Annotated in this window: 19 protein-coding genes and 1 pseudogene; 7 read left to right on the top strand and 13 right to left on the bottom strand. The window is 58.8% G+C overall.

The annotated features are described in order from the left end of the window. Window positions 1-134: 134 nt before the first annotated feature. From ACZ1HE_RS08815 to ACZ1HE_RS08785, 7 genes are all read left to right on the top strand, one after another. Window positions 135-1,742, top strand: a complete 1,608-nt coding sequence (locus tag ACZ1HE_RS08815) for a peptide chain release factor 3 (protein WP_472620422.1) — start codon at window positions 135-137, stop codon at window positions 1,740-1,742. A 27-nt stretch (window positions 1,743-1,769) separates the two neighbouring features. Next, a complete protein-coding gene (locus ACZ1HE_RS08810; RefSeq protein WP_472620421.1) occupies window positions 1,770-2,369 on the top strand; it encodes a hypothetical protein in 600 nt (199 codons plus the stop codon). Then, window positions 2,366-2,521 carry a hypothetical protein gene (locus tag ACZ1HE_RS08805; protein ID WP_472620420.1) on the top strand — a complete coding sequence of 52 codons (156 nt, stop codon included), beginning with the start codon at window positions 2,366-2,368 and terminating at the stop codon, window positions 2,519-2,521. The genes ACZ1HE_RS08810 and ACZ1HE_RS08805 overlap by 4 nt, the downstream gene beginning before the upstream one ends. Beyond that, window positions 2,508-3,452: a glycosyltransferase family 2 protein gene (locus tag ACZ1HE_RS08800; RefSeq protein WP_472620419.1), complete on the top strand. Its 945-nt coding sequence runs from the start codon at window positions 2,508-2,510 to the stop codon at window positions 3,450-3,452. The genes ACZ1HE_RS08805 and ACZ1HE_RS08800 overlap by 14 nt, the downstream gene beginning before the upstream one ends. A 183-nt stretch (window positions 3,453-3,635) precedes the next feature. After that, window positions 3,636-3,815, top strand: coding sequence for a hypothetical protein (locus ACZ1HE_RS08795; protein ID WP_472620418.1), 180 nt, complete (start codon window positions 3,636-3,638; stop codon window positions 3,813-3,815). Beyond that, on the top strand, window positions 3,761-5,017 hold the full coding sequence (locus ACZ1HE_RS08790; protein ID WP_472624419.1) for a DEAD/DEAH box helicase: 1,257 nt from the start codon (window positions 3,761-3,763) through the stop codon (window positions 5,015-5,017). The genes ACZ1HE_RS08795 and ACZ1HE_RS08790 overlap by 55 nt, the downstream gene beginning before the upstream one ends. Before the next feature lie 158 nt (window positions 5,018-5,175). Further along, complete coding sequence (locus tag ACZ1HE_RS08785; RefSeq protein ID WP_472620417.1) at window positions 5,176-5,349, top strand: RSP_7527 family protein; 174 nt, start codon at window positions 5,176-5,178, stop codon at window positions 5,347-5,349. Between the two features lie 187 nt (window positions 5,350-5,536). Here the strand turns inward: ACZ1HE_RS08785 and ACZ1HE_RS08780 are convergent, their stop codons facing one another. The 13 genes and pseudogenes from ACZ1HE_RS08780 to nuoG all read right to left on the bottom strand — a co-directional run bounded on the left by ACZ1HE_RS08780 (window position 5,537) and on the right by nuoG (window position 19,211). After that, window positions 5,537-7,204, bottom strand: coding sequence for a ribonuclease J (locus ACZ1HE_RS08780; protein WP_472620416.1), 1,668 nt, complete (start codon window positions 7,202-7,204; stop codon window positions 5,537-5,539). 2 nt (window positions 7,205-7,206) lie between these two features. Then, on the bottom strand, window positions 7,207-7,980 hold the full coding sequence (locus ACZ1HE_RS08775) for a type III pantothenate kinase (protein WP_472620415.1): 774 nt from the start codon (window positions 7,978-7,980) through the stop codon (window positions 7,207-7,209). Window positions 7,981-7,994: 14 nt separating this feature from the next. Next, complete coding sequence (locus tag ACZ1HE_RS08770; RefSeq protein ID WP_472620414.1) at window positions 7,995-8,744, bottom strand: biotin--[acetyl-CoA-carboxylase] ligase; 750 nt, start codon at window positions 8,742-8,744, stop codon at window positions 7,995-7,997. Between the two features lie 54 nt (window positions 8,745-8,798). After that, window positions 8,799-10,241: an NADH-quinone oxidoreductase subunit NuoN gene (gene nuoN, locus ACZ1HE_RS08765; RefSeq protein WP_472620413.1), complete on the bottom strand. Its 1,443-nt coding sequence runs from the start codon at window positions 10,239-10,241 to the stop codon at window positions 8,799-8,801. A 14-nt stretch (window positions 10,242-10,255) separates the two neighbouring features. Next, entirely contained in the window at window positions 10,256-11,800 is a 1,545-nt protein-coding gene (locus ACZ1HE_RS08760; protein ID WP_472620412.1) for an NADH-quinone oxidoreductase subunit M, read from the bottom strand. After that, complete coding sequence (gene nuoL / locus ACZ1HE_RS08755; protein ID WP_472620411.1) at window positions 11,800-13,935, bottom strand: NADH-quinone oxidoreductase subunit L; 2,136 nt, start codon at window positions 13,933-13,935, stop codon at window positions 11,800-11,802. Before nuoL ends, ACZ1HE_RS08760 begins: the two co-directional genes overlap by 1 nt. Window positions 13,936-13,941: 6 nt before the next feature. Further along, entirely contained in the window at window positions 13,942-14,247 is a 306-nt protein-coding gene (gene nuoK / locus ACZ1HE_RS08750) for an NADH-quinone oxidoreductase subunit NuoK (protein WP_005624625.1), read from the bottom strand. A gap of 2 nt (window positions 14,248-14,249) precedes the next feature. Next, a complete protein-coding gene (locus ACZ1HE_RS08745; RefSeq protein ID WP_108785592.1) occupies window positions 14,250-14,852 on the bottom strand; it encodes an NADH-quinone oxidoreductase subunit J in 603 nt (200 codons plus the stop codon). Then, window positions 14,849-15,268 carry a carboxymuconolactone decarboxylase family protein gene (locus ACZ1HE_RS08740; protein ID WP_108785593.1) on the bottom strand — a complete coding sequence of 140 codons (420 nt, stop codon included), beginning with the start codon at window positions 15,266-15,268 and terminating at the stop codon, window positions 14,849-14,851. The genes ACZ1HE_RS08745 and ACZ1HE_RS08740 overlap by 4 nt, the downstream gene beginning before the upstream one ends. Beyond that, window positions 15,265-15,759: an NADH-quinone oxidoreductase subunit NuoI gene (nuoI, locus tag ACZ1HE_RS08735; RefSeq protein ID WP_108785594.1), complete on the bottom strand. Its 495-nt coding sequence runs from the start codon at window positions 15,757-15,759 to the stop codon at window positions 15,265-15,267. The genes ACZ1HE_RS08740 and nuoI overlap by 4 nt, the downstream gene beginning before the upstream one ends. 2 nt (window positions 15,760-15,761) lie before the next feature. Continuing rightward, window positions 15,762-16,800: pseudogene (gene nuoH / locus ACZ1HE_RS08730) on the bottom strand (NADH-quinone oxidoreductase subunit NuoH). A gap of 6 nt (window positions 16,801-16,806) precedes the next feature. Beyond that, window positions 16,807-17,193 carry a hypothetical protein gene (locus ACZ1HE_RS08725; protein WP_472620410.1) on the bottom strand — a complete coding sequence of 129 codons (387 nt, stop codon included), beginning with the start codon at window positions 17,191-17,193 and terminating at the stop codon, window positions 16,807-16,809. Next, window positions 17,190-19,211, bottom strand: a complete 2,022-nt coding sequence (gene nuoG, locus ACZ1HE_RS08720; RefSeq protein ID WP_472620409.1) for an NADH-quinone oxidoreductase subunit NuoG — start codon at window positions 19,209-19,211, stop codon at window positions 17,190-17,192. The genes ACZ1HE_RS08725 and nuoG overlap by 4 nt, the downstream gene beginning before the upstream one ends.

The following is a 19,211-nucleotide window of genomic DNA, read 5'->3' as shown; positions in this document are numbered from 1 at the left end:
CCAGCAACTTTGCAGCACAAAGGTTAACGCCCGATCTGGTCACCGACCGGTGTACGGGTTGTGCACGCTTGGTGCACGCATGTCACATCGCGTTTTTCTTGCGTTGCCTGCGTTCCTTACCTATACGCGCGCTCATGCTTGATAGTGCCACAAACCGCCCCGAATTGCCGCCCGAGATCGCGCGTCGCCGCACATTCGCGATCATCTCTCACCCGGATGCCGGCAAGACGACCCTGACCGAGAAATTCCTCCTCTATGGGGGTGCCATCCAGATGGCCGGTCAGGTGCGCGCCAAGGGTGAGGCACGGCGCACGCGCTCGGACTTCATGCAGATGGAAAAGGACCGTGGAATCTCGGTCAGCGCATCCGCAATGTCGTTTGATTACAACAACTACCGATTCAATCTTGTGGACACGCCCGGCCACAGCGATTTCTCCGAAGACACCTATCGCACGCTCACAGCGGTGGACGCGGCGGTGATGGTGATCGACGGGGCCAAGGGTGTTGAAAGCCAGACTCAGAAACTGTTCGAGGTCTGCCGCCTGCGCGACCTGCCGATCCTGACGTTTTGTAACAAGATGGACCGCGAAAGCCGGGATGTCTTTGAAATCATTGACGAGATTCAGGAAAACCTGGCCATCGACGTGACCCCGGCCAGCTGGCCCATCGGGGTTGGCCGCGACTTTGTCGGCTGCTACGACATCCTGCGCGACCGGCTGGAACTGATGGACCGCGCCGACCGCAACAAGGTCGCGGAAAGCATTGAAATCAACGGCTTGGACGACCCTAAACTGGCCGAACATGTGCCCGCGCATCTGCTGGAGCAGCTGCAGGAAGAGCTGGAAATGGCGCGCGAGTTGCTGCCGCCGCTTGACCCGCAGGCGCTTTTGGATGGCACGCTGACCCCCATTTGGTTTGGTTCGGCAATCAACTCTTTCGGCGTCAAGGAATTGATGGACGGCATCGGCAACTACGGGCCAGAGCCGCAGATTCAATCGGCACAACCACGCGAGATTTCGCCTGAAGAAACAAAGGTTTCCGGCTTTGTGTTCAAAGTTCAAGCCAACATGGACCCCAAGCACCGCGACCGCGTGGCCTTTGTTCGCATGGCATCCGGTCACTTCAAACGCGGCATGAAACTGACCCATGTGCGGTCCAAGAAACCCATGGCAATCTCAAACCCGGTGCTCTTCCTCGCTTCCGACCGGGAACTGGCCGAAGAGGCCTGGGCTAGCGACATCATCGGCATCCCGAACCACGGACAGCTCAGAATCGGCGACACGTTAACCGAAGGTGAAGCTTTGCGTGTTAAGGGTATTCCCAGCTTTGCTCCCGAACTGCTCCAGGGTGTGCGGGCTGGTGATCCGATGAAGGCCAAGCATCTGGAAAAGGCGCTGATGCAGTTTGCCGAAGAAGGCGCGGCCAAGGTGTTCAAGCCGTCCATTGGCTCCGGCTTTATCGTGGGCGTTGTTGGCCAGCTTCAGTTCGAGGTTCTGGCAAGCCGGATCGAAATGGAATACGGCCTGCCGGTGCGGTTCGAACAGTCGCAGTTCACCTCGGCCCGTTGGGTCAGCGGTGACAAACAGGCGGTGGACAAGTTCATCAACGCCAACAAGCAGCACATCAGCCACGATCATGATGGCGATGTAGTCTATCTGACGCGCCTGCAGTGGGACATCGACCGGGTAGAACGAGACTATCCGGACGTGCGCCTGACCGCGACAAAAGAAATGATGACCTGAACCTCGGGCTGGCCTAAAGTCAGCCCGATGGACATTGAAAACCCTGTATATCCGGGCGGTTACTACAGCCTGATGCGGCATCTGGAACACGCCGAACGGCCGTTCTTGAACGCCCATATGGTGCTGCCTCCACCGGATATCGACCTGGCGACTTTGGTGGATCGAACTGTGACCGCCGCCCCCGACCGTCTCCTGCCGGACGGCGTTACCGACGCCCGGCGTAAGCTTCACGCCCTTGAGCTGGAATTTGACGGTGGCAATGCCCTACACCTGCTACATGCGCTGACAATCGCCCTGCTACGCCGCCGCGATCCATCACAAGACGCACGCCAGCTTTACCTGCGCTTGTGGCGCGAACAGGGTCAGTTTCTTGCCGACAGCCTCTCTGTCCGCTGGATGATCTCTGCCGCCACTACCTTTGGCGATCATGGCGACACCATCGAACAACGTTTGGGCGGCCAAGGGCTGTCGATGCTCTTTGATCTCATCAAGCTCCACGACAGCGAGCGCCGAATCTCTGGCCGGGCAAACGACGCTGGCTTTCCCCGCGTCCGGGGGCAAAACCACGTGACCCGCTGGCTTTCGACATGGATGCCTATTCCCTTGAAAAAGGTGATCTGGACATGAACATGCTTGCGCGCCTCTGGCGCCTTTCCGAAGCGGACCCAGTCTTGCGTCCGCTGGGGTTCCGCATGCTCCGCATGATCATGTCAGACCGCAAAACCATATTTGCCCGCCTGCGGCGCTACAAACCAAAGAAGCCAGATGCCGAAACCTAACCCCACATGGGGTGTCGTCGCAACAATCAAGGCCCCAACGCAGGACACGCTGAAGTTCGCCGCCCACCACCTGGAACTTGGTGCGCACCGCGTTCACATCTATCTGGATGCCCCGGACGAGGTCGCCTTTGTCCACCTTAAAGCCCACCCCAAAGTCCGCGTTACCACCTGCGATGATGCTTATTGGACCAAATGGGGCAAAGAACGTCCGGACATGCACCAGCCGCGCCAAAGTCTCAATGCCACGCGCGCCTATCGTCGACGCCCTGACGTAGATTGGCTGGCCCACATCGATGTCGACGAATTCCTGTGGCCCCAACGGCCCCTGGATCAGATTCTGAGTACCATTTCATCTGAGACCCTTTGCCTAAGGGTCCGCCCGCGAGAACAATTGGCGGGCTCCGACAATTTGTTCAAAGGGTTCATTCCCCCAGGTCCTGACCGGGCCACCACAGTCAACGATATCTTTCCAATCTACGGCAGATACGTCAAAGGCGGTTTCCTTAGTCACCTGGCCGGTAAGGTCATAGTTCGCACAGGTTTAGACAAGATCGGTATCCGCATTCACAACGCGTTTCATAGCGGAAAAACTCAGATCCCTTCGAACGAGTTACCCGATGTAGCTTTGCTTCACTGTCACGCCAAAAATTGGACCGACTGGAGGAACAGCCTTGAGTTTCGCCGCAAACAAGGCGCCTATCGCGCCGACCTCGCCACCAATCAGCCTCGTGACAAAGGCGGATTGTCCCTGCACGAATTGCTCGCCAAAATCGAAGATCAGGACGGAGAGAGCGGGCTACGGGCGTTCTACAATGAAATGAACGCCACCTTTCCCGAAGGCCGTCAACGGCTGGCAGATCGTGATCTTCTTTTCCATTGCTCCCTCGACCTTGATCAAAAACTCAGGAAACAGTTCCCTGATTTTGAATAATTTGTCTCCGGAAAGCATGTATCGTCACGTTTCAACTTAATACAAACCCTCGGCATTTGACCGCAGCCGGGGATTTTGCTATGCCCCCGACCGAGCCGTGATGCGCAATCAACGCAGGGTCATCCGGACCCGGCTCACTTCAGACGTGCGGGCCGTGATTGTGTCCGCAAACCGCGGAAACACATGACGAAATTTACCGACCTCAACCTGAACCCCAAGGTTCTCAAGGCTGTTGCCGAGGCGGGGTATGAAACCCCCACCCCGATTCAGGCCGGAGCCATCCCCCCGCTCTTGAGGGGCGTGATGTTCTGGGGATCGCTCAGACTGGCACTGGCAAAACCGCCAGCTTCACGCTGCCGATGATCACGCTTCTGGCCCGTGGCCGCGCCCGTGCGCGCATGCCGCGTAGCTTGGTGCTGTGCCCAACGCGCGAGTTGGCGGCCCAGGTGGCCGAGAACTTTGACACATATACAAAGCACATGAAGCTGACCAAAGCGCTGCTTATCGGCGGCGTCAGCTTCAAGGAGCAGGAGGCGATCATCGACAAAGGTGTCGACGTTCTGATCGCTACCCCCGGTCGTCTGCTGGACCATTTCGAACGCGGCAAGCTGATCTTGTCGGACGTCAAGGTCATGGTCGTGGACGAAGCCGACCGGATGCTCGACATGGGCTTCATCCCCGACATCGAACGCATCTTTGGCCTGACACCGTTCACCCGACAGACCCTGTTCTTCTCGGCCACCATGGCGCCCGAGATTGAACGGATCACAAACACGTTCCTTTCCGCACCCGAACGGGTCGAGGTGGCGCGCCAAGCTACCGCGTCCGAGACCATCGAACAGCAAGTCGTGATGTTTAAAGCCTCACGCCGCGATCGCGAGAGCAGCGAGAAACGTAAGGTACTGCGCGCGTTGATCGACGACGAAGGCGACAAATGCACCAACGCCATCATCTTCTGCAACCGCAAGACCGACGTGGATATCTGCGCGAAATCGCTCAAGAAGTATGGCTATGACGCTGCTGCCATTCACGGTGATCTGGATCAATCGCAGCGCACCAGGACGCTCGATGGGTTCCGCGACGGATCCCTGCGCCTGCTGGTCGCCTCGGATGTGGCCGCACGCGGTCTGGACGTTCCCAGCGTCAGTCACGTGATCAATTTCGACGTCCCCGGCCACCCCGAGGATTACGTCCACCGTATTGGTCGCACCGGTCGAGCAGGACGCGAAGGCAAGGCGATTACAATTTGCGGTCCGCGAGACGAGAAAGCCTTGGATGCAGTTGAAAAATTGATCCAAAAGGAAATTCCACGTCTGGAAAATCCGGTCAAAACCAAGCAGGTCGAAGCCAAGGAACAGCCTTCAAAGGTCACAAGCGACGAGGCCAAGGAGCCTCGCGAAAAGAAATCCGTCAGCAAACCTCGCAAATCGGACAAACCCGTCGAAGGCAAGCAAAAGCCACGCGGACGCGACCGTAACGACCGTGGCGGCAACAAGGTGGTAGGCATGGGCGATCACCTGCCCAGCTTCATCGCCCTGAGCTTTGAAGAACGCCGCGCCAGCTAGGGCCCGGACTACCAACAAGGAAGAAGCGCCTTTTACGGGCGCTTTTTTTGTGCAGTAGCCGTGCAGCGGAGTCATGACGGCATTGCACAAACATCCGATGTACTTGGACCATTGGTGCCTTATCTCACGGGTTCACAAGTTTGACCCGAGATACGAAGATGAACACCAAAGACATGCACTTTCCGTGCTCCGACGAAATTGAGGCCATCCGCCTGCAGGCCGAAATGGCCCGCAGCCGTGCCATGGCCGATGGCGTGACCTCTGTGGTCAAGGCAATTTTTACCCTGCCCCGCAAGATCGGCCTGCTGTTTGCAGGCAAGCGCCCGGCGTAAACGCAAAGCAAAAAACCACCACTCACAAAAAGAAAACCGCCTGCCAGAGTGATCTAGCAGGCGTTTTTTTGTAGGCTGAAAACTTACGGCATCCGGCCTCATTTCTGGAACCCAAAATTGGCACGAATGTCCCAAGAATGCCAAAGACATGTCAGGACATTCGTGCCTCAGGTTTGAGACGGGCGTTTTAACGCATCCGACTGGTGACTACGGTAACCTCAGGCTTCTTCCCAATCTCGGCCTGCCCGGTCTGGCGCACGATACGGCGCAACGCTTCTTCAAGCCGGTCGTCATCCTTCAACGTCTTGGCATCCGCTCGCATCAGGAACTGATTCAAGTCTTCTTCCATGACCTCAATCAGCGCGGCCTTCGAGCTGCCCATCTCGGGCAGACCCATCGTCTCGCACCAGGGCTCACCCAATGGTTCGTCTTCCTCATCCAGAATAACCGTGACGAGTACATGTCCGTTCAGAGCCATCCGAATTCGATCTCTGACGACACCATCCAACGCGCCCACAAGGACGGAACCGTCCAAATAGCTGCGCCCGGTTTCAACATATTCTGCAACAGTTGGCGCATTACCCGACAGATCCAGCATCATGCCGTTAACTGCCACAATACCCGGACGTCCGTTTTTCTCGGCTAATTTGGAATGTTCGCGCAAATGACGGTGTTCCCCGTGCATCGGGATCACCATTTGCGGATCAATAATACCATGCAACCGCTCCAGATCCGGGCCGTTGGCGTGGCCAGAAACGTGATAAAGGCCCGAGCTGTCATCAACGACGTCCACGCCCTTTTCGCTAAGCTGGTTGATGATGCGGATCACACCTTTTTCGTTGCCCGGAATGGTCTTGGACGAGAACAGGAACAGATCGCCCTCTTTGACCTCAAGACCGCGGTATTTCCCGCGCGCCAACTGAGCACTTGCCGCACGACGCTCACCCTGGCTGCCAGTAACCAGAAGCATCAGATGGTCTCGCGGCACATCGCGCGCTTCTTCGGCGCTGATCACCTTTGGAAAGTCGGTCAGAACGCCGGTTTCAATCGCAGCCTCGATCATCCGTCGCATGGCACGGCCCAACAGCACGACCGAACGTCCGGCCCGATCCGCTGCTTCGGCCAGTGTTTTCACGCGGGCCACGTTGCTGGCGAATGTCGTCGCCACCACCATGCCAGTAGCCTCGCTGACCAGACGCACGATCTCAGGGCCCACTTCGGTTTCCGAGCGGCCCGCGTGCTGCGAGAACACATTGGTGCTGTCACAGACCAAAGCACGCACACCGGGTTTGGCGATCTCGGCCCACATGTCAGGGTCAAACGCTTCGCCCACCACCGGGTTCGGGTCCAGTTTGAAATCACCAGTGTGCACCACGCGACCCGCCGGGCTGTCGATAACCAGACCCGCGCTTTCGGGAATGGAATGCGACATGGGTGCAAACCCCACTGTGAAGGGCCCAGCCTTGACCGTCTCGGGCCAAGCTGACGCCGTGCGCACTGCCTCTGCCGGGTGACCGTGTTCGTCCAGCTTGCGGCGGGCGATGTTGGCGGTAAAGGCGCGGGCATAAACCGGCGCACCCAGCTTGGCGTAAAAATGCGCCACACCGCCTACGTGATCCTCATGCGCGTGGGTGATGAAAATCGCGTCCAACCGGTCCGCGCGCTCCATCAACCAAGCCATGTCGGGCATGATCAGATCCACGCCCGGCGTGGTGTCCATATCGGGAAAGGCGACGCCCAGGTCGACTAGGATAAAGCGTTCCTTATCCGCTGCCCCATAACCGTACACATAGGCATTCATGCCAATTTCGCCCGCCCCACCGAGGGGCAGGTAAATCAATCTCTCGCTGCTCATTGTCAGCTATTTTCCTTGTTATAGCGATGAATCACGGTCAGCCCGTGCATCGTCAAATCTTCTTCCATGGCATCAAACAGATCAGCGTTTTGCTGAAACAGCGGGGCCAGCCCACCTGTCGCCACGATCTTCATTGGTCGGTCGCGCTCCTCGCGGATGCGCGTACAAATTTCTCGCACCAGGCCGACATAGCCCCAGAACACGCCAGATTGCATGCAGGCCACGGTGTTGGTGCCTACTACACGCTGTGGCTTGGCAATGTCCACATGTGGCAGCGCAGCGGCGGCCATATGCAGCGCCTCAAGGCTCAGGTTCACGCCAGGAGCGATTGCGCCCCCCACATAGGCGCCATCGTGATCCACAACGTCAAAGGTGGTCGCAGTGCCGAAATCTACCACGATCAGATCACCGCCATGGCGGTCATAGGCCCCTGCCGAGTTCACCAACCGGTCAGGGCCAACTTGCGTCCCCTCGTCCACACGTGGCTGATGCGGCAGCAGGCACTCGGGCTTACCCACCACAATAGGACGCGCGCCAAAGAAGCGATCTGCAAAGACGCGCAGGTTGAACACAACCCGCGGCACGGTGGACGAGATGATCACCTCGGTGATGTCCACATCCAGCCCATAGTGTTTCACAAGCGTCGAATACCAGGTGAAATAGGCGTCCGCCGTCCGTGAATGGTGGGTCGAGGTGCGCAGGGTGCACAGGAACTCGGTCCCGTCCCAGATCGAAAAGACGGTGTTGGTGTTGCCGCAGTCGATGGCCAAGAGCATGATCTGCCCCTTTCTTAGAAATACACGTCAGCGGCGGGAATGCTGACGCGTCCTTTGGCGGTTTTTAGGACAAGGTTGCCGTCTGCGTCCACCGTTTCAAAGGTGCCCACGGTTTCGGACGTAGCGGTACGGGCGGTTATGACCTCTCCCAGCTTGGCAGCCCGCGCCAACCAAGCGGTGCGAATGGGCTCAAACCCATAGGTTCGCAGCTGGGTTTCGTATTTGTCGAACGAAAGCGCCAACTCCAGCAGGAAATCCTCGGGCTCAATCTTAAGACCGGTTTCGCCAAGCAGCGACACAGGCCGCGTCGCACGCTCTTCCAGAATGTCATCAGGTGGGCCAGCAATCAGGTTCACGCCAATGCCAACCGCCAGATGGGTAACCCCGCCCCCGTTGCCCGCGCTTTCCAGCAGGATGCCCGCGACCTTGCCACCGTTCAACAGCACATCGTTGGGCCATTTCAGCGAAAGGCCGTCTGCCCGGCCCGTCACGGCCACAAAGGCATCAAACAGCGCCAGTGCTGCCACAAAGCTGCGCAGAGCCGCCTGTTCGGGCGGACCCTCGGGGCGCAAAACCAATGTGGACGAAAAGTTACCGCGCGGGTTTTTCCACACCCGGCCACGCCGCCCCCGACCTGCGGTCTGGTGATAGGCCATGATCCATTCCGGCCCTGCCAGCGTTGGCGCGATCCGGGCGGCCTCGTTCAGGGTGCTGTCGATCTCTTCGAACACCCGGCGGCCATATCCATGCGGCCAGGCCTTCATGACAAAAGGCCCGGTCGTGTGACCAGGCCCCCTTGTTCGTAGCGTTTGTGCAGATCAGTTGACAAGAGTAGCCGCCGCAGCAGCCGCTGCGCCCTCAATCCCGAACTGATAGACCACACCGACCAGCATCAACGCCGCCGATCCCATCAAGGCCGCCCACAGGATGGGCGAGGAATGGGTATCGAGAGCCTCTTCGGTCTCTTCCCCGAAGTACATGTAGAACACGATCCGAAGGTAGTAGAACGCACCAATGACCGAGGCCACGGCCGAGGCGATCACAAGCCCGGTCAAATCCGCCTGCACACCCGCCTGCCAGACGCCGTACTTGGCAAAGAAGCCCAGCATCGGCGGCACACCGGCGAGGCTGAACATCAGGATCAGAACGGCCAGAGCCTTGCCCGGCTCGCGGCGACCATACTGGCGCAGCGCTTCGATGTCGGTGACGGGCTGGCCGTCACGCTCCATCATCAGGATAAAGGCAAAGGTACCCACGTTCATGGTCACGTAGATCGCCAAATACATCAGCATCGACTTGACGCCCAGTTCCGTACCAGCCGCCAAACCAATCAGGGCATAACCCATGTGCGCAATCGACGAGAACGCCATCAGTCGCTTGATGTCACGCTGCCCGATGGCTGCAATCGCGCCCAGGAACATCGAAAGCACCGACAGCAGGACGATGACTTGCTGCCAGTCTTTCACTGCCGCGCCAAATGCGTCGTGCATCAGACGCGCAAACAGAGCCATCGCAGCAACCTTGGGTGCGGTGGCAAAGAAGGCGGTGATCGGCGTGGGCGAGCCCTCGTACACGTCCGGGGTCCACATGTGGAATGGAACGGCCGAGACCTTGAACGCCAGACCCGAGATCAGGAAGATCAGGCCAAACAGCATACCAACCGACAGCTCGCCATGCTTAGCGGTCTGGATGATCCCCGAGAACAGGGTGGTGCCCGAGAAGCCGTAAACCAGCGAAGCGCCATAGAGCAGCAAGCCTGAGCTAAGCGCGCCCAGGACAAAGTACTTCAGTCCCGCTTCGGTCGATTTCACACTGTCACGACGCAAGGCGGCCACAACATAGAGCGCCAGCGATTGCAGCTCGAGCCCCATGTAAAGCGCCATCAGGTCGCCCGCCGACACCATCATCATCATACCAACAGCAGCCAAGGCCACCAGCAACGGGTATTCGAACCGCAGCAAACCGCGGCGGTTCATATAGTCCTGGCTCATCACCAGAACCGCCGCCGCACTCAGCAGGATCGCCACCTTGGCGAACCGGGCGAAGCCGTCATCGACGAACATGCCATTGAACGCCACATTGGTGCCATGGCCGCCGGTTGCGATCCAGATGGCCAGCACGGCCATCAAGCCGCTGGTCGTCCAAACCAGCAACGGGGCCATGCCGTCCTTGGTGGTGTAAACTGCCCCCAAGAGCGCCACCATGGCGTACACGGCCAGAACAATCTCTGGCAGGATTACGGTCAGATCAGCCTGGATCATGTCCCGGGGCCCCCTTAGTGCGTCTCGGCAACCTGGGTCGCGGCCTCTGCCGCGGCCAGGGCCGTGTCATAGTTCGAAATCAGCGCGGCAGTCGACGGGCCGATGATGTCGGTGACCAGCGAGGGGTAGACCCCCAGCAGGATAGTCATGACAATCAGCGGTGTGAACACTGCACGCTCGCGCGAGCTCATGTCGGTGATGGACTTGAGGCTTTCCTTAATCAGGTCGCCAAAGACCACCCGACGATAGAGCCACAGGGCATAACCAGCCGAAAAGATCACGCCCGAAGTTGCAACAGCCGCCACCCAGGTGTTGACCTGGAAGATGCCCATCAGTGTCAGGAATTCGCCGACAAACCCGGACGTGCCCGGCAAGCCCACATTGGCCATAGTGAAAAGCATGAACACCATTGCGTAGGCAGGCATCCGGTTCACCAAACCGCCATAGGCGTCGATGTCACGGGTGTGCATCCGGTCATAGATCACGCCCACACATAGGAAGAGCGCCGCCGAGATGAAGCCGTGGCTGATCATCTGAAAGATCGCGCCATCCACACCCTGCTGATTGGCCGCAAAGATGCCCATGGTCACAAAGCCCATGTGCGCAACCGACGAATAGGCGATCAGCTTTTTCATGTCTTCCTGCACCATCGCCACCAGCGAGGTGTAGACAATCGCAATCGCCGACATCCACAACACCAGCGGCGTCAGAACCTCTGCACCGACTGGGAACATTGGCAGGCTGAAACGCAGGAAGCCGTAGCCGCCCATTTTCAACAGGATCGCCGCCAGAACGACCGAACCGGCTGTTGGCGCTTGAACGTGCGCATCCGGCAACCAGGTGTGGACCGGCCACATCGGCATTTTGACCGCGAAGGAAGCAAAGAACGCCAGGAACATCAGCGTCTGCATGCCGCCCACGACATAGATCCCCAGCACGCTGAAGCTCTGCGATGCGAACTGATGGCTCATCAGCGCCTCGATGTCGGTGGTGCCTGCATCCACATACATGGCCACCATCGCCACCAGCATCAGCACCGAGCCAAGGAAGGTGTAAAGGAAGAACTTGAAGCTGGCATAGATGCGTTCCTTGCCGCCCCAGATGCCGATGATCAGGAACATCGGGATCAGGCCCGCCTCGAAGAACAGGTAGAACAGGATCAGATCCAGCGCCATGAACACGCCCAGCATGAGCGTTTCCAAGAGCAGGAAGGCGATCATGTATTCCTTGACCCGTGTTTCCACGTTCCAGCTGGCCAGAATGGTCAGCGGCATGATGAAGGTGGTCAGCAGGACAAACAGCACACTGATGCCGTCAACGCCCATCTTGTACTTCAGCCCCATGAACCATTCGGCCTCTTCCACGAACTGAAAGCCCGTGTTGGCCGGATCAAAGCCCGTATAGATCCCGATGGACACCAGGAAGGTCACGGTCGTCGCAAACAACGCCCCCCATTTGGCGTTGCGCTGTGCGGCTGCATCTTCGCCGCGCAGGAACACGGCCAGGATGAGCGCGGCAATCGCCGGGACAAAGGTGACGATGGAGAGGATATTATCCATTAGTGTGCGCCTCCGCCGATCGACATCCAGGTGACCAGGGCTGCAATGCCCAGAACCATCCAGAAGGCATAGGTAAAGATGTAGCCCGACTGCGCCTTGCCTGCGAGGCGGGTAAAGAAGGGAACAACGCCCATGGCAATCCCGTTCAGGAAGCCGTCGATGGTGTTGCCGTCACCGCGTTTCCACAGGAACCGACCAATTGCCAGGGCAGGTTTGACAAAGACCACGTCATAGAGCTCGTCAAAGTACCACTTGTTCTTGAGGAACCTGTACAGCGGGTTGAAGTTCTCGACCATGCGGCCGGGCATCGCCGGGTTCCAGACATAGAACCAAAGCGCCACGATCAAACCCAAGGCCATCGCGATGAAGGGCGAGACCTTGACCCATTTGGGTGCGGCATGCGCGTCATCAAGAACGGTGTTATCCGGTGCCATGTACAAAGCACCCTCACCCGGTTCACCGGCAAAGACATAGTGGTGCTCGCCCGAAGACGCCTCGCCATGTCCGTCATCAGCATGGCCAGCGTCATTGCCGTGGTCATCCGACGACACAGTGTCGGAACCTGACGCACCATGCGATGTACCATGACCTTCCGCTACGGCCTCGGCCACCGGAATGCCATAGAACTTGGCAACCTGATCGGTGTGACCAAAGAAGCTGTTGTACCAGATCATACCGGCAAAGACGGCACCAGCCGACAGAACACCAAGCGGCACCAGCATGGTCATCGGGCTTTCATGCGCGTGCTCATGCGTATGTTTGTCGCCGCGCTCTTCGCCATAGAAGGTCAGAAGGATCAGACGCCAGCTGTAGAACGACGTCATCGCAGCGGCCACAACCAGCAGCCAGAAGCCATAAGACGAGCCGCCCGCATAAGCGCTTTCGATGATGGCGTCCTTGGACAAGAAGCCTGCAAAGCCAAAGTGCGTCAGCGGAATGCCTACACCGGTGATCGCCAGCGTACCAATCATCATCGCCGCAAAGGTATAGGGGATCTTCTTACGCAGGTTGCCATAGTTCATCATGTCCTGCTCGTGATGCATCGCGTGGATTACCGAACCGGCCCCAAGGAACAACAGCGCCTTGAAGAAGGCGTGTGTGAACAGGTGGAACATCGCCGCCGAATACATGCCCACACCCGCAGCCACGAACATGTAGCCAAGCTGCGAACAGGTCGAATAGGCGATGACGCGCTTGATGTCGGTCTGAACCAGACCCACGGTCGCGGCAAAGAATGCGGTTGTGGCACCCAGAACGGTGATGAAGCCGGTCGCGCCCGGCGCGAACTCCATCAGCGGCGACATGCGGCAGACCAGGAAGACACCAGCCGTAACCATGGTCGCAGCGTGGATCAGGGCCGACACAGGCGTCGGGCCTTCCATCGCGTCCGGCAGCCAGGTGTGCAGGATCAACTGCGCTGATTTCCCCATCGCGCCGATGAAGAGCAGCACACAGACAACCTCGATCGCAGACCACTCGCCCCACAGGAACGTCAGCTGCGTTTCCGCAAGCGTCGGGGCAGCGGCAAAGATGTCGTCAAAATTGATGCTGTCGACCAGGAAGAACAGCGCAAAGATGCCAAGCGCAAAACCAAAGTCACCCACGCGGTTGACGATAAAGGCTTTCATCGCCGCCGCATTGGCCGTTGGTTTGCGATAGTAAAACCCAATCAGCAGATAGGACGCGACACCCACGCCTTCCCAGCCAAAGAACATCTGCACCAAGTTGTCGGCCGTCACCAGCATCAGCATGGCGAAGGTAAAGAACGACAGATAGGCAAAGAAGCGCGGCTTATAGCTCTCGCCTTCGCGCCACTGCGGATCGTGATCCATATAGCCAAAGGAATAAAGGTGCACGAGCGCTGAAACCGTGGTCACAACAATCAACATGATCGCGGTCATCCGGTCCAGACGGATCGCCCAGTCGGTGCTCAGCGCGCCACTTTCGATCCAGCGCAGAAGCTCGATCTGCTGGGTCTGGCCGTCAAAGGTGAAAAAGACGATCCAGCTGAGCAGACAGCTTAGGAACAGCAGGCCAGTGGCCGTCCACATGGCGGCTTTTTCGCCCAGGAACTTCCAGCCGAACCCGCACAGGATCGCGCCGACCAGAGGGGCAAAGAGGATAGTGGTTTCCATAATCTCTTAACCCTTCATCACGTTGATGTCTTCGACGGCGATGGTGCCGCGGTTGCGGAAGAAGCAGACCAGGATGGCCAGACCAATCGCGGCCTCGGCGGCGGCCACGGTCAGCACGAAGAGCGTGAAGACCTGCCCGACCAGATCGCCAAGGAAACTGGAGAACGCCACAAGGTTGATGTTCACGGCCAAGAGCATCAGTTCGATGCTCATCAGCAGGATGATCACGTTCTTGCGGTTCAGGAACAGACCAAAGATGCCGATGACGAACAGAGTCGCCGCGACAGTCAAATAATGTTCAAGTCCGATCATGGTTACAGCCCCTGCCCCGGTTTGACGTCCTTGAGCTCCATCGCGGTTGCCGGGTCGCGCATCATCTGGGCGACGATGTCCTGACGCTTGATGTCGGTCCGATGGCGCAGGGTCAGCACGATGGCGCCGATCATTGCGACCAGCAGGATCAGGCCCGCCAGCTGGAACAGAAGGAAATATTGATCGTATAGGATGACGCCGAGCGCCTCGGTGTTGTGGCGGTCCGCCGGCACCGGCTGCGCCAGATGATTTGCGGCCCCAGGAGCACTTTCCCATGCCCCAAAGGCCATGACAAACTGCATCAGGATGACCAGGCCGATCAGCAAGGCCAGCGGCATATAGCGGGCCATCTCGGCCTTCAGCTCGGCAAAATCCACATCCAGCATCATCACCACAAACAGGAACAGAACCGCGACCGCACCCACGTAGACGATGATCAGCAGCATCGCCACGAATTCCGCCCCCAGCAGAACAAACAGCCCCGCTGACGAGATGAACGACAAGATCAACCACAGCACCGAATGCACCGGCTGGCGGCTGATCACGGTGAACAGCCCCCCGGTGATCGCGCTGATCGCGAATAGGTAAAAGGCAAATACACTCATGTTTCGCTGTCCCCTTCTTCGCCCATGACCTCTTGCGCCAGCTCCAAGGCGCGGGTCATGGCCGGAATGCCGGCAAACACCGACATCTGTCCGATCGTTTCAACGATCTCTTGTTTCTTGGCGCCCGCCTCGACCGCGTGGCGCACCGTCTGGCGTACGGCTGAATCCGCCTGCGCGCCCTGCATGGTCAACCCTGCCAACGTAATCAACAGACGTGTCTTGGCATCCAGTCCGTCTTTGTTGACGGTGTTGCCAAACATCATCTCCATGACCTCTTTGGGCATGGTCGGCCACATGGCTTCGAACCCTTTGAAGGCATCGGTGGGCGAGAAGTTCTCAAGCGCGGGGTTCATGGCCTTAGCCATGTCCTGCGCCTGCTTCATCATCATCTCAAACGGGTTTTTCGGATCGGTCATCTGTAGGGCGCATCCATTTCCAGGTTGCGGGCAATTTCGGCTTCCCACCGCTCGCCGTTCGCCAACAGCTTGTCCTTGTCATAGAACAACTCTTCGCGGGTCTCAGTAGCGAATTCGAAATTCGGCCCCTCGACGATTGCATCCACCGGGCAGGCCTCTTGGCAGAAGCCGCAGTAGATGCATTTGGTCATGTCGATGTCATAGCGCGTGGTGCGACGGCTGCCGTCTTCGCGGGGTTCGGCGTCGATGGTGATCGCCTGTGCCGGGCAGACCGCCTCACACAGCTTACACGCGATGCAGCGTTCTTCGCCATTGGGATAACGACGCAGCGCATGTTCGCCGCGGAAACGTGGGCTAAGTGGCCCCTTTTCGTGCGGGTAGTTGATCGTTGCCTTGGGCGCAAAAAAATACTTGAGTCCCAGTTTCATGCCGACCCAGAAATCCTGTAGCAGGAAGTACTTGGCGGCGCGGGTATAGTCGATGTTTGCCATGATCAGCCCCCTACGCTCCAGCGGGCAAATGCCCCCCAGAACCAGTCAAATTTTGCCGCAAAGGCCACGAAAACCACCCAACCCAGCGAGAACGGCAGAAACACTTTCCACCCCAGGCGCATCAACTGGTCATAGCGGTAGCGCGGCGTGATCGCCTTGACCATCGCGAAGAGGAAGAAGAAAAACGCCATCTTGGCGACCATCCACAGCACGCCATCTGGCAGCCCCGGGATCGGCGACAGCCAACCGCCAAAGAACAGCAGCGTGGTCAGCGCACACATCAGGAAGATCGCGATGTATTCACCTGCCATGAACAACAGGAATGGGGTTGCCGAATATTCCACCTGATAGCCTAGCCACCAGTTCGGATTCCGCCTCAGGCAGGTCGAATGGGGGTCGGTTGGTTTCGGCCAGTGCCGAAATAAAGAACAGGAAGACCATCGGGAAATGCGGCAGCCAGTACCAGTTGAACAAGCCCAGATTACCGTCCTGCGCGCGCACGATGTCGCCAAAGTTCATCGACCCGGTCGACAGGATCACGCCGATGATGATCAGACCGATCGAGACCTCGTAAGAAATCATCTGCGCGGCTGAACGCAGCGATCCCAGGAACGGGTATTTCGAGTTCGAGGCCCAACCGCCCATGATCACGCCGTAAACCTCAAGCGAGGAGACGGCGAAGACATAGAGGATCGCGACGTTGATGTCCGACAGAACCCAGCCATCGTTGAACGGGATAACCGCCCAAGCGATCATCGCCAGCACAAACGAGGTCAGCGGCGCCAGGATAAACACGGTGCGGTCGGCGCTAGCGGGGATCACCACCTCTTTGACCACATATTTCAGCGCGTCCGCCACCGATTGCAGCAGACCAAAGACACCAACCACGTTGGGGCCCCGGCGCATCTGAACTGCGGCCCAGATCTTGCGGTCGCCGTACACCAGGAAAAGCAGAGAGATCATCACAAAAGCAACAACTGCAAGCACTTGTGCCAGGATGATCACGGCGATGCCGCCTGGGGTGTTAAAGAATTCAGCCATAGGTCCTCACACCGTGGGTATTCCGTTTTCCGCGCAATTGGCGACCACGACTTCGGCGTCGATGGTATCCAACCCACGGGGTAATGATGACGAGATGGTGTAAACAGCATCCGCCGACCACACGCCACCTTTTTCATTCATGTTCGTGCGCAAATGCCGCGCAAAACCGTAACCACGGATCAGCGCATATTGCGCCGCCGCACATTCGGCATAAGCGTCCACGTCCTTTTCGTCGCGGGCGCCTGCCATAGTCACATCAAATTGCACCAGATCCCCATCCAGTAGCGAGGTTTCAACACCCTGATAATCAGGCGAGAACCGCGTCACCGTATCGTCGGCCTGCTCTTCACAGGCCGCCAATGCGATCAGGGATATGAGAGCAATCCGGATCATTCTGCCGCAATCTGCTCCGCGGTACGCGCCTTAGCCCCTGCCGACAGTTCAGCCATCAGCTCGGATGCACGCGCGATTGGGTTGGTCAGGTAGAAATCCTTGACCGCCGTGCGGAACGTCGCCTTGCCAAGCTGGCCTGTTTCCAGGGCCTGCACCTCTTTTTCGGAAACTTCGTCGATCCGGGCCAGATGCGGCACAGCGGCAATCAGTGCCTGACGCAATTGTGCAAGGCTGTCGTATGGCAGCGCCTCGCCTGTTTCCGCGCTGAGTGCACGCAGAATAGCCCAATTTTCCTTGGCCTCTCCCGGTGCAAATCCGGCACGCAGGGCCAGTTGCGGGCGCCCCTCGGTGTTCACAAACAGGCCGTTCTCTTCGGTATAGGCCGCGCCCGGCAGGATCACGTCGGCGCGGTGCGCACCGCGATCGCCATGGCTGCCCTGATAGATGACAAAGGCGCCGTCTCCGATCTCGACCTCATCCGCGCCGAGGTTATAGATCACGTCCGCTTCGCTGATCGCGTCCATGCCGCGTTCGTTGGTCGCGTCCACATCCATCGCGCCAACGCGCGCGGCGGCGGTGTGCAGGATCAACAATCCGCTGTCGGTGTTTGCCGCAACAGCTTGGGCCGCGGCCAGAACAGCCGCGCCGTCCGCCTCTTGCAAGGCGCCCTGCCCTAAAATCACCAATGAGCGCTTGGCCTTGATTTCATCATCGCCGCCCATGTCGACGACCTTTTGCAGCGCTGCGCGGTCATCGCCCATGTGGGCATAGTCATAGGTCAGATCGACAGCCTGACCGACCAGCGCAACTTCGGCCCCGTTGATCCAGGCTTTGCGAATACGCGCGTTCAGCACGGGTGCCTCGTTGCGCGGGTCGGTTCCGATCAGCAAGATACGCTCGGCGCTGTCGATGTCCTCGATCGCTGCGGTCCCGGCATAGGCGCCACGGTTGCCCGCAGGCAGCTTCGCGCCATCGGTGCGGCATTCCACAACCCCGCCTTTCCCCTCAACCAGTTGTTTCAGCGCAAATGTCGCCTCGACTGACGCCAGATCGCCAACCAGTCCAGCCAGCTTTTCGGCCCCGCTTATCGCTTTCGCGGCGGCGGCCAGAGCTTCGGGCCAGCTTGCGGGTTTCAGCTTGCCATCAACGCGCACATAGGGCCGGTCTAGACGCTGGCGGCGCAGGCCGTCCCAGACAAAACGGGTCTTGTCGCTGATCCATTCTTCGTTCACGCCGTCATGATTGCGCGGCAGGAACCGCATCACTTCGCGACCCTTGGTGTCAACGCGGATGTTGGACCCAAGCGCGTCCATCACATCAATGCTTTCGGTCTTCGTCAGCTCCCACGGACGCGCAGTAAACGCGTAAGGCTTGGACGTCAGCGCGCCAACCGGGCACAGGTCGATAATGTTGCCCTGCAGGTTCGACACCAACGTTTCGTTCAGATAGCTGGTGATCTCGGCGTCTTCACCGCGACCGGTCTGGCCCATTTGGGTGATACCGGCCACTTCAGACGTGAAGCGCACGCAGCGGGTGCAGCTGATGCAGCGGGTCATCGCGGTCGACACCAGCGGGCCCAGATCCAGATCATCAACCGCGCGCTTGGCTTCCTTGAAGCGCGTCGCCGAGATGCCATAGGCCATCGCCTGATCCTGCAGATCGCATTCGCCGCCCTGATCGCAGATCGGGCAATCCAGCGGGTGGTTGATGAGCATGAACTCCATCACCCCTTCGCGGGCCTTCTTGACCATGGGCGAGTTTGTCTTGACCACCGGCGCCTGACCTTCGGGACCAGGACGCAGATCGCGCACCTGCATCGCACAGGATGCCGCAGGTTTGGGCGGGCCGCCCACAACCTCAACCAGGCACATGCGGCAGTTGCCCGCGATGGACAGGCGCTCGTGATAACAGAACCGCGGCACCTCGACCCCGGCCTGCTCGCAGGCCTGGATCAGGGTCATTGCGCCGTCCACTTCGAGCTCTTGCCCATCGATATTGATCTTGCGGAGGTCAGACAT

The organism is Falsiruegeria sp. JB4-1 (genome assembly GCF_055693495.1).
Note: the sequence above shows the minus strand (reverse complement) of the source record. Positions and strands in the feature narration are given on the sequence as shown.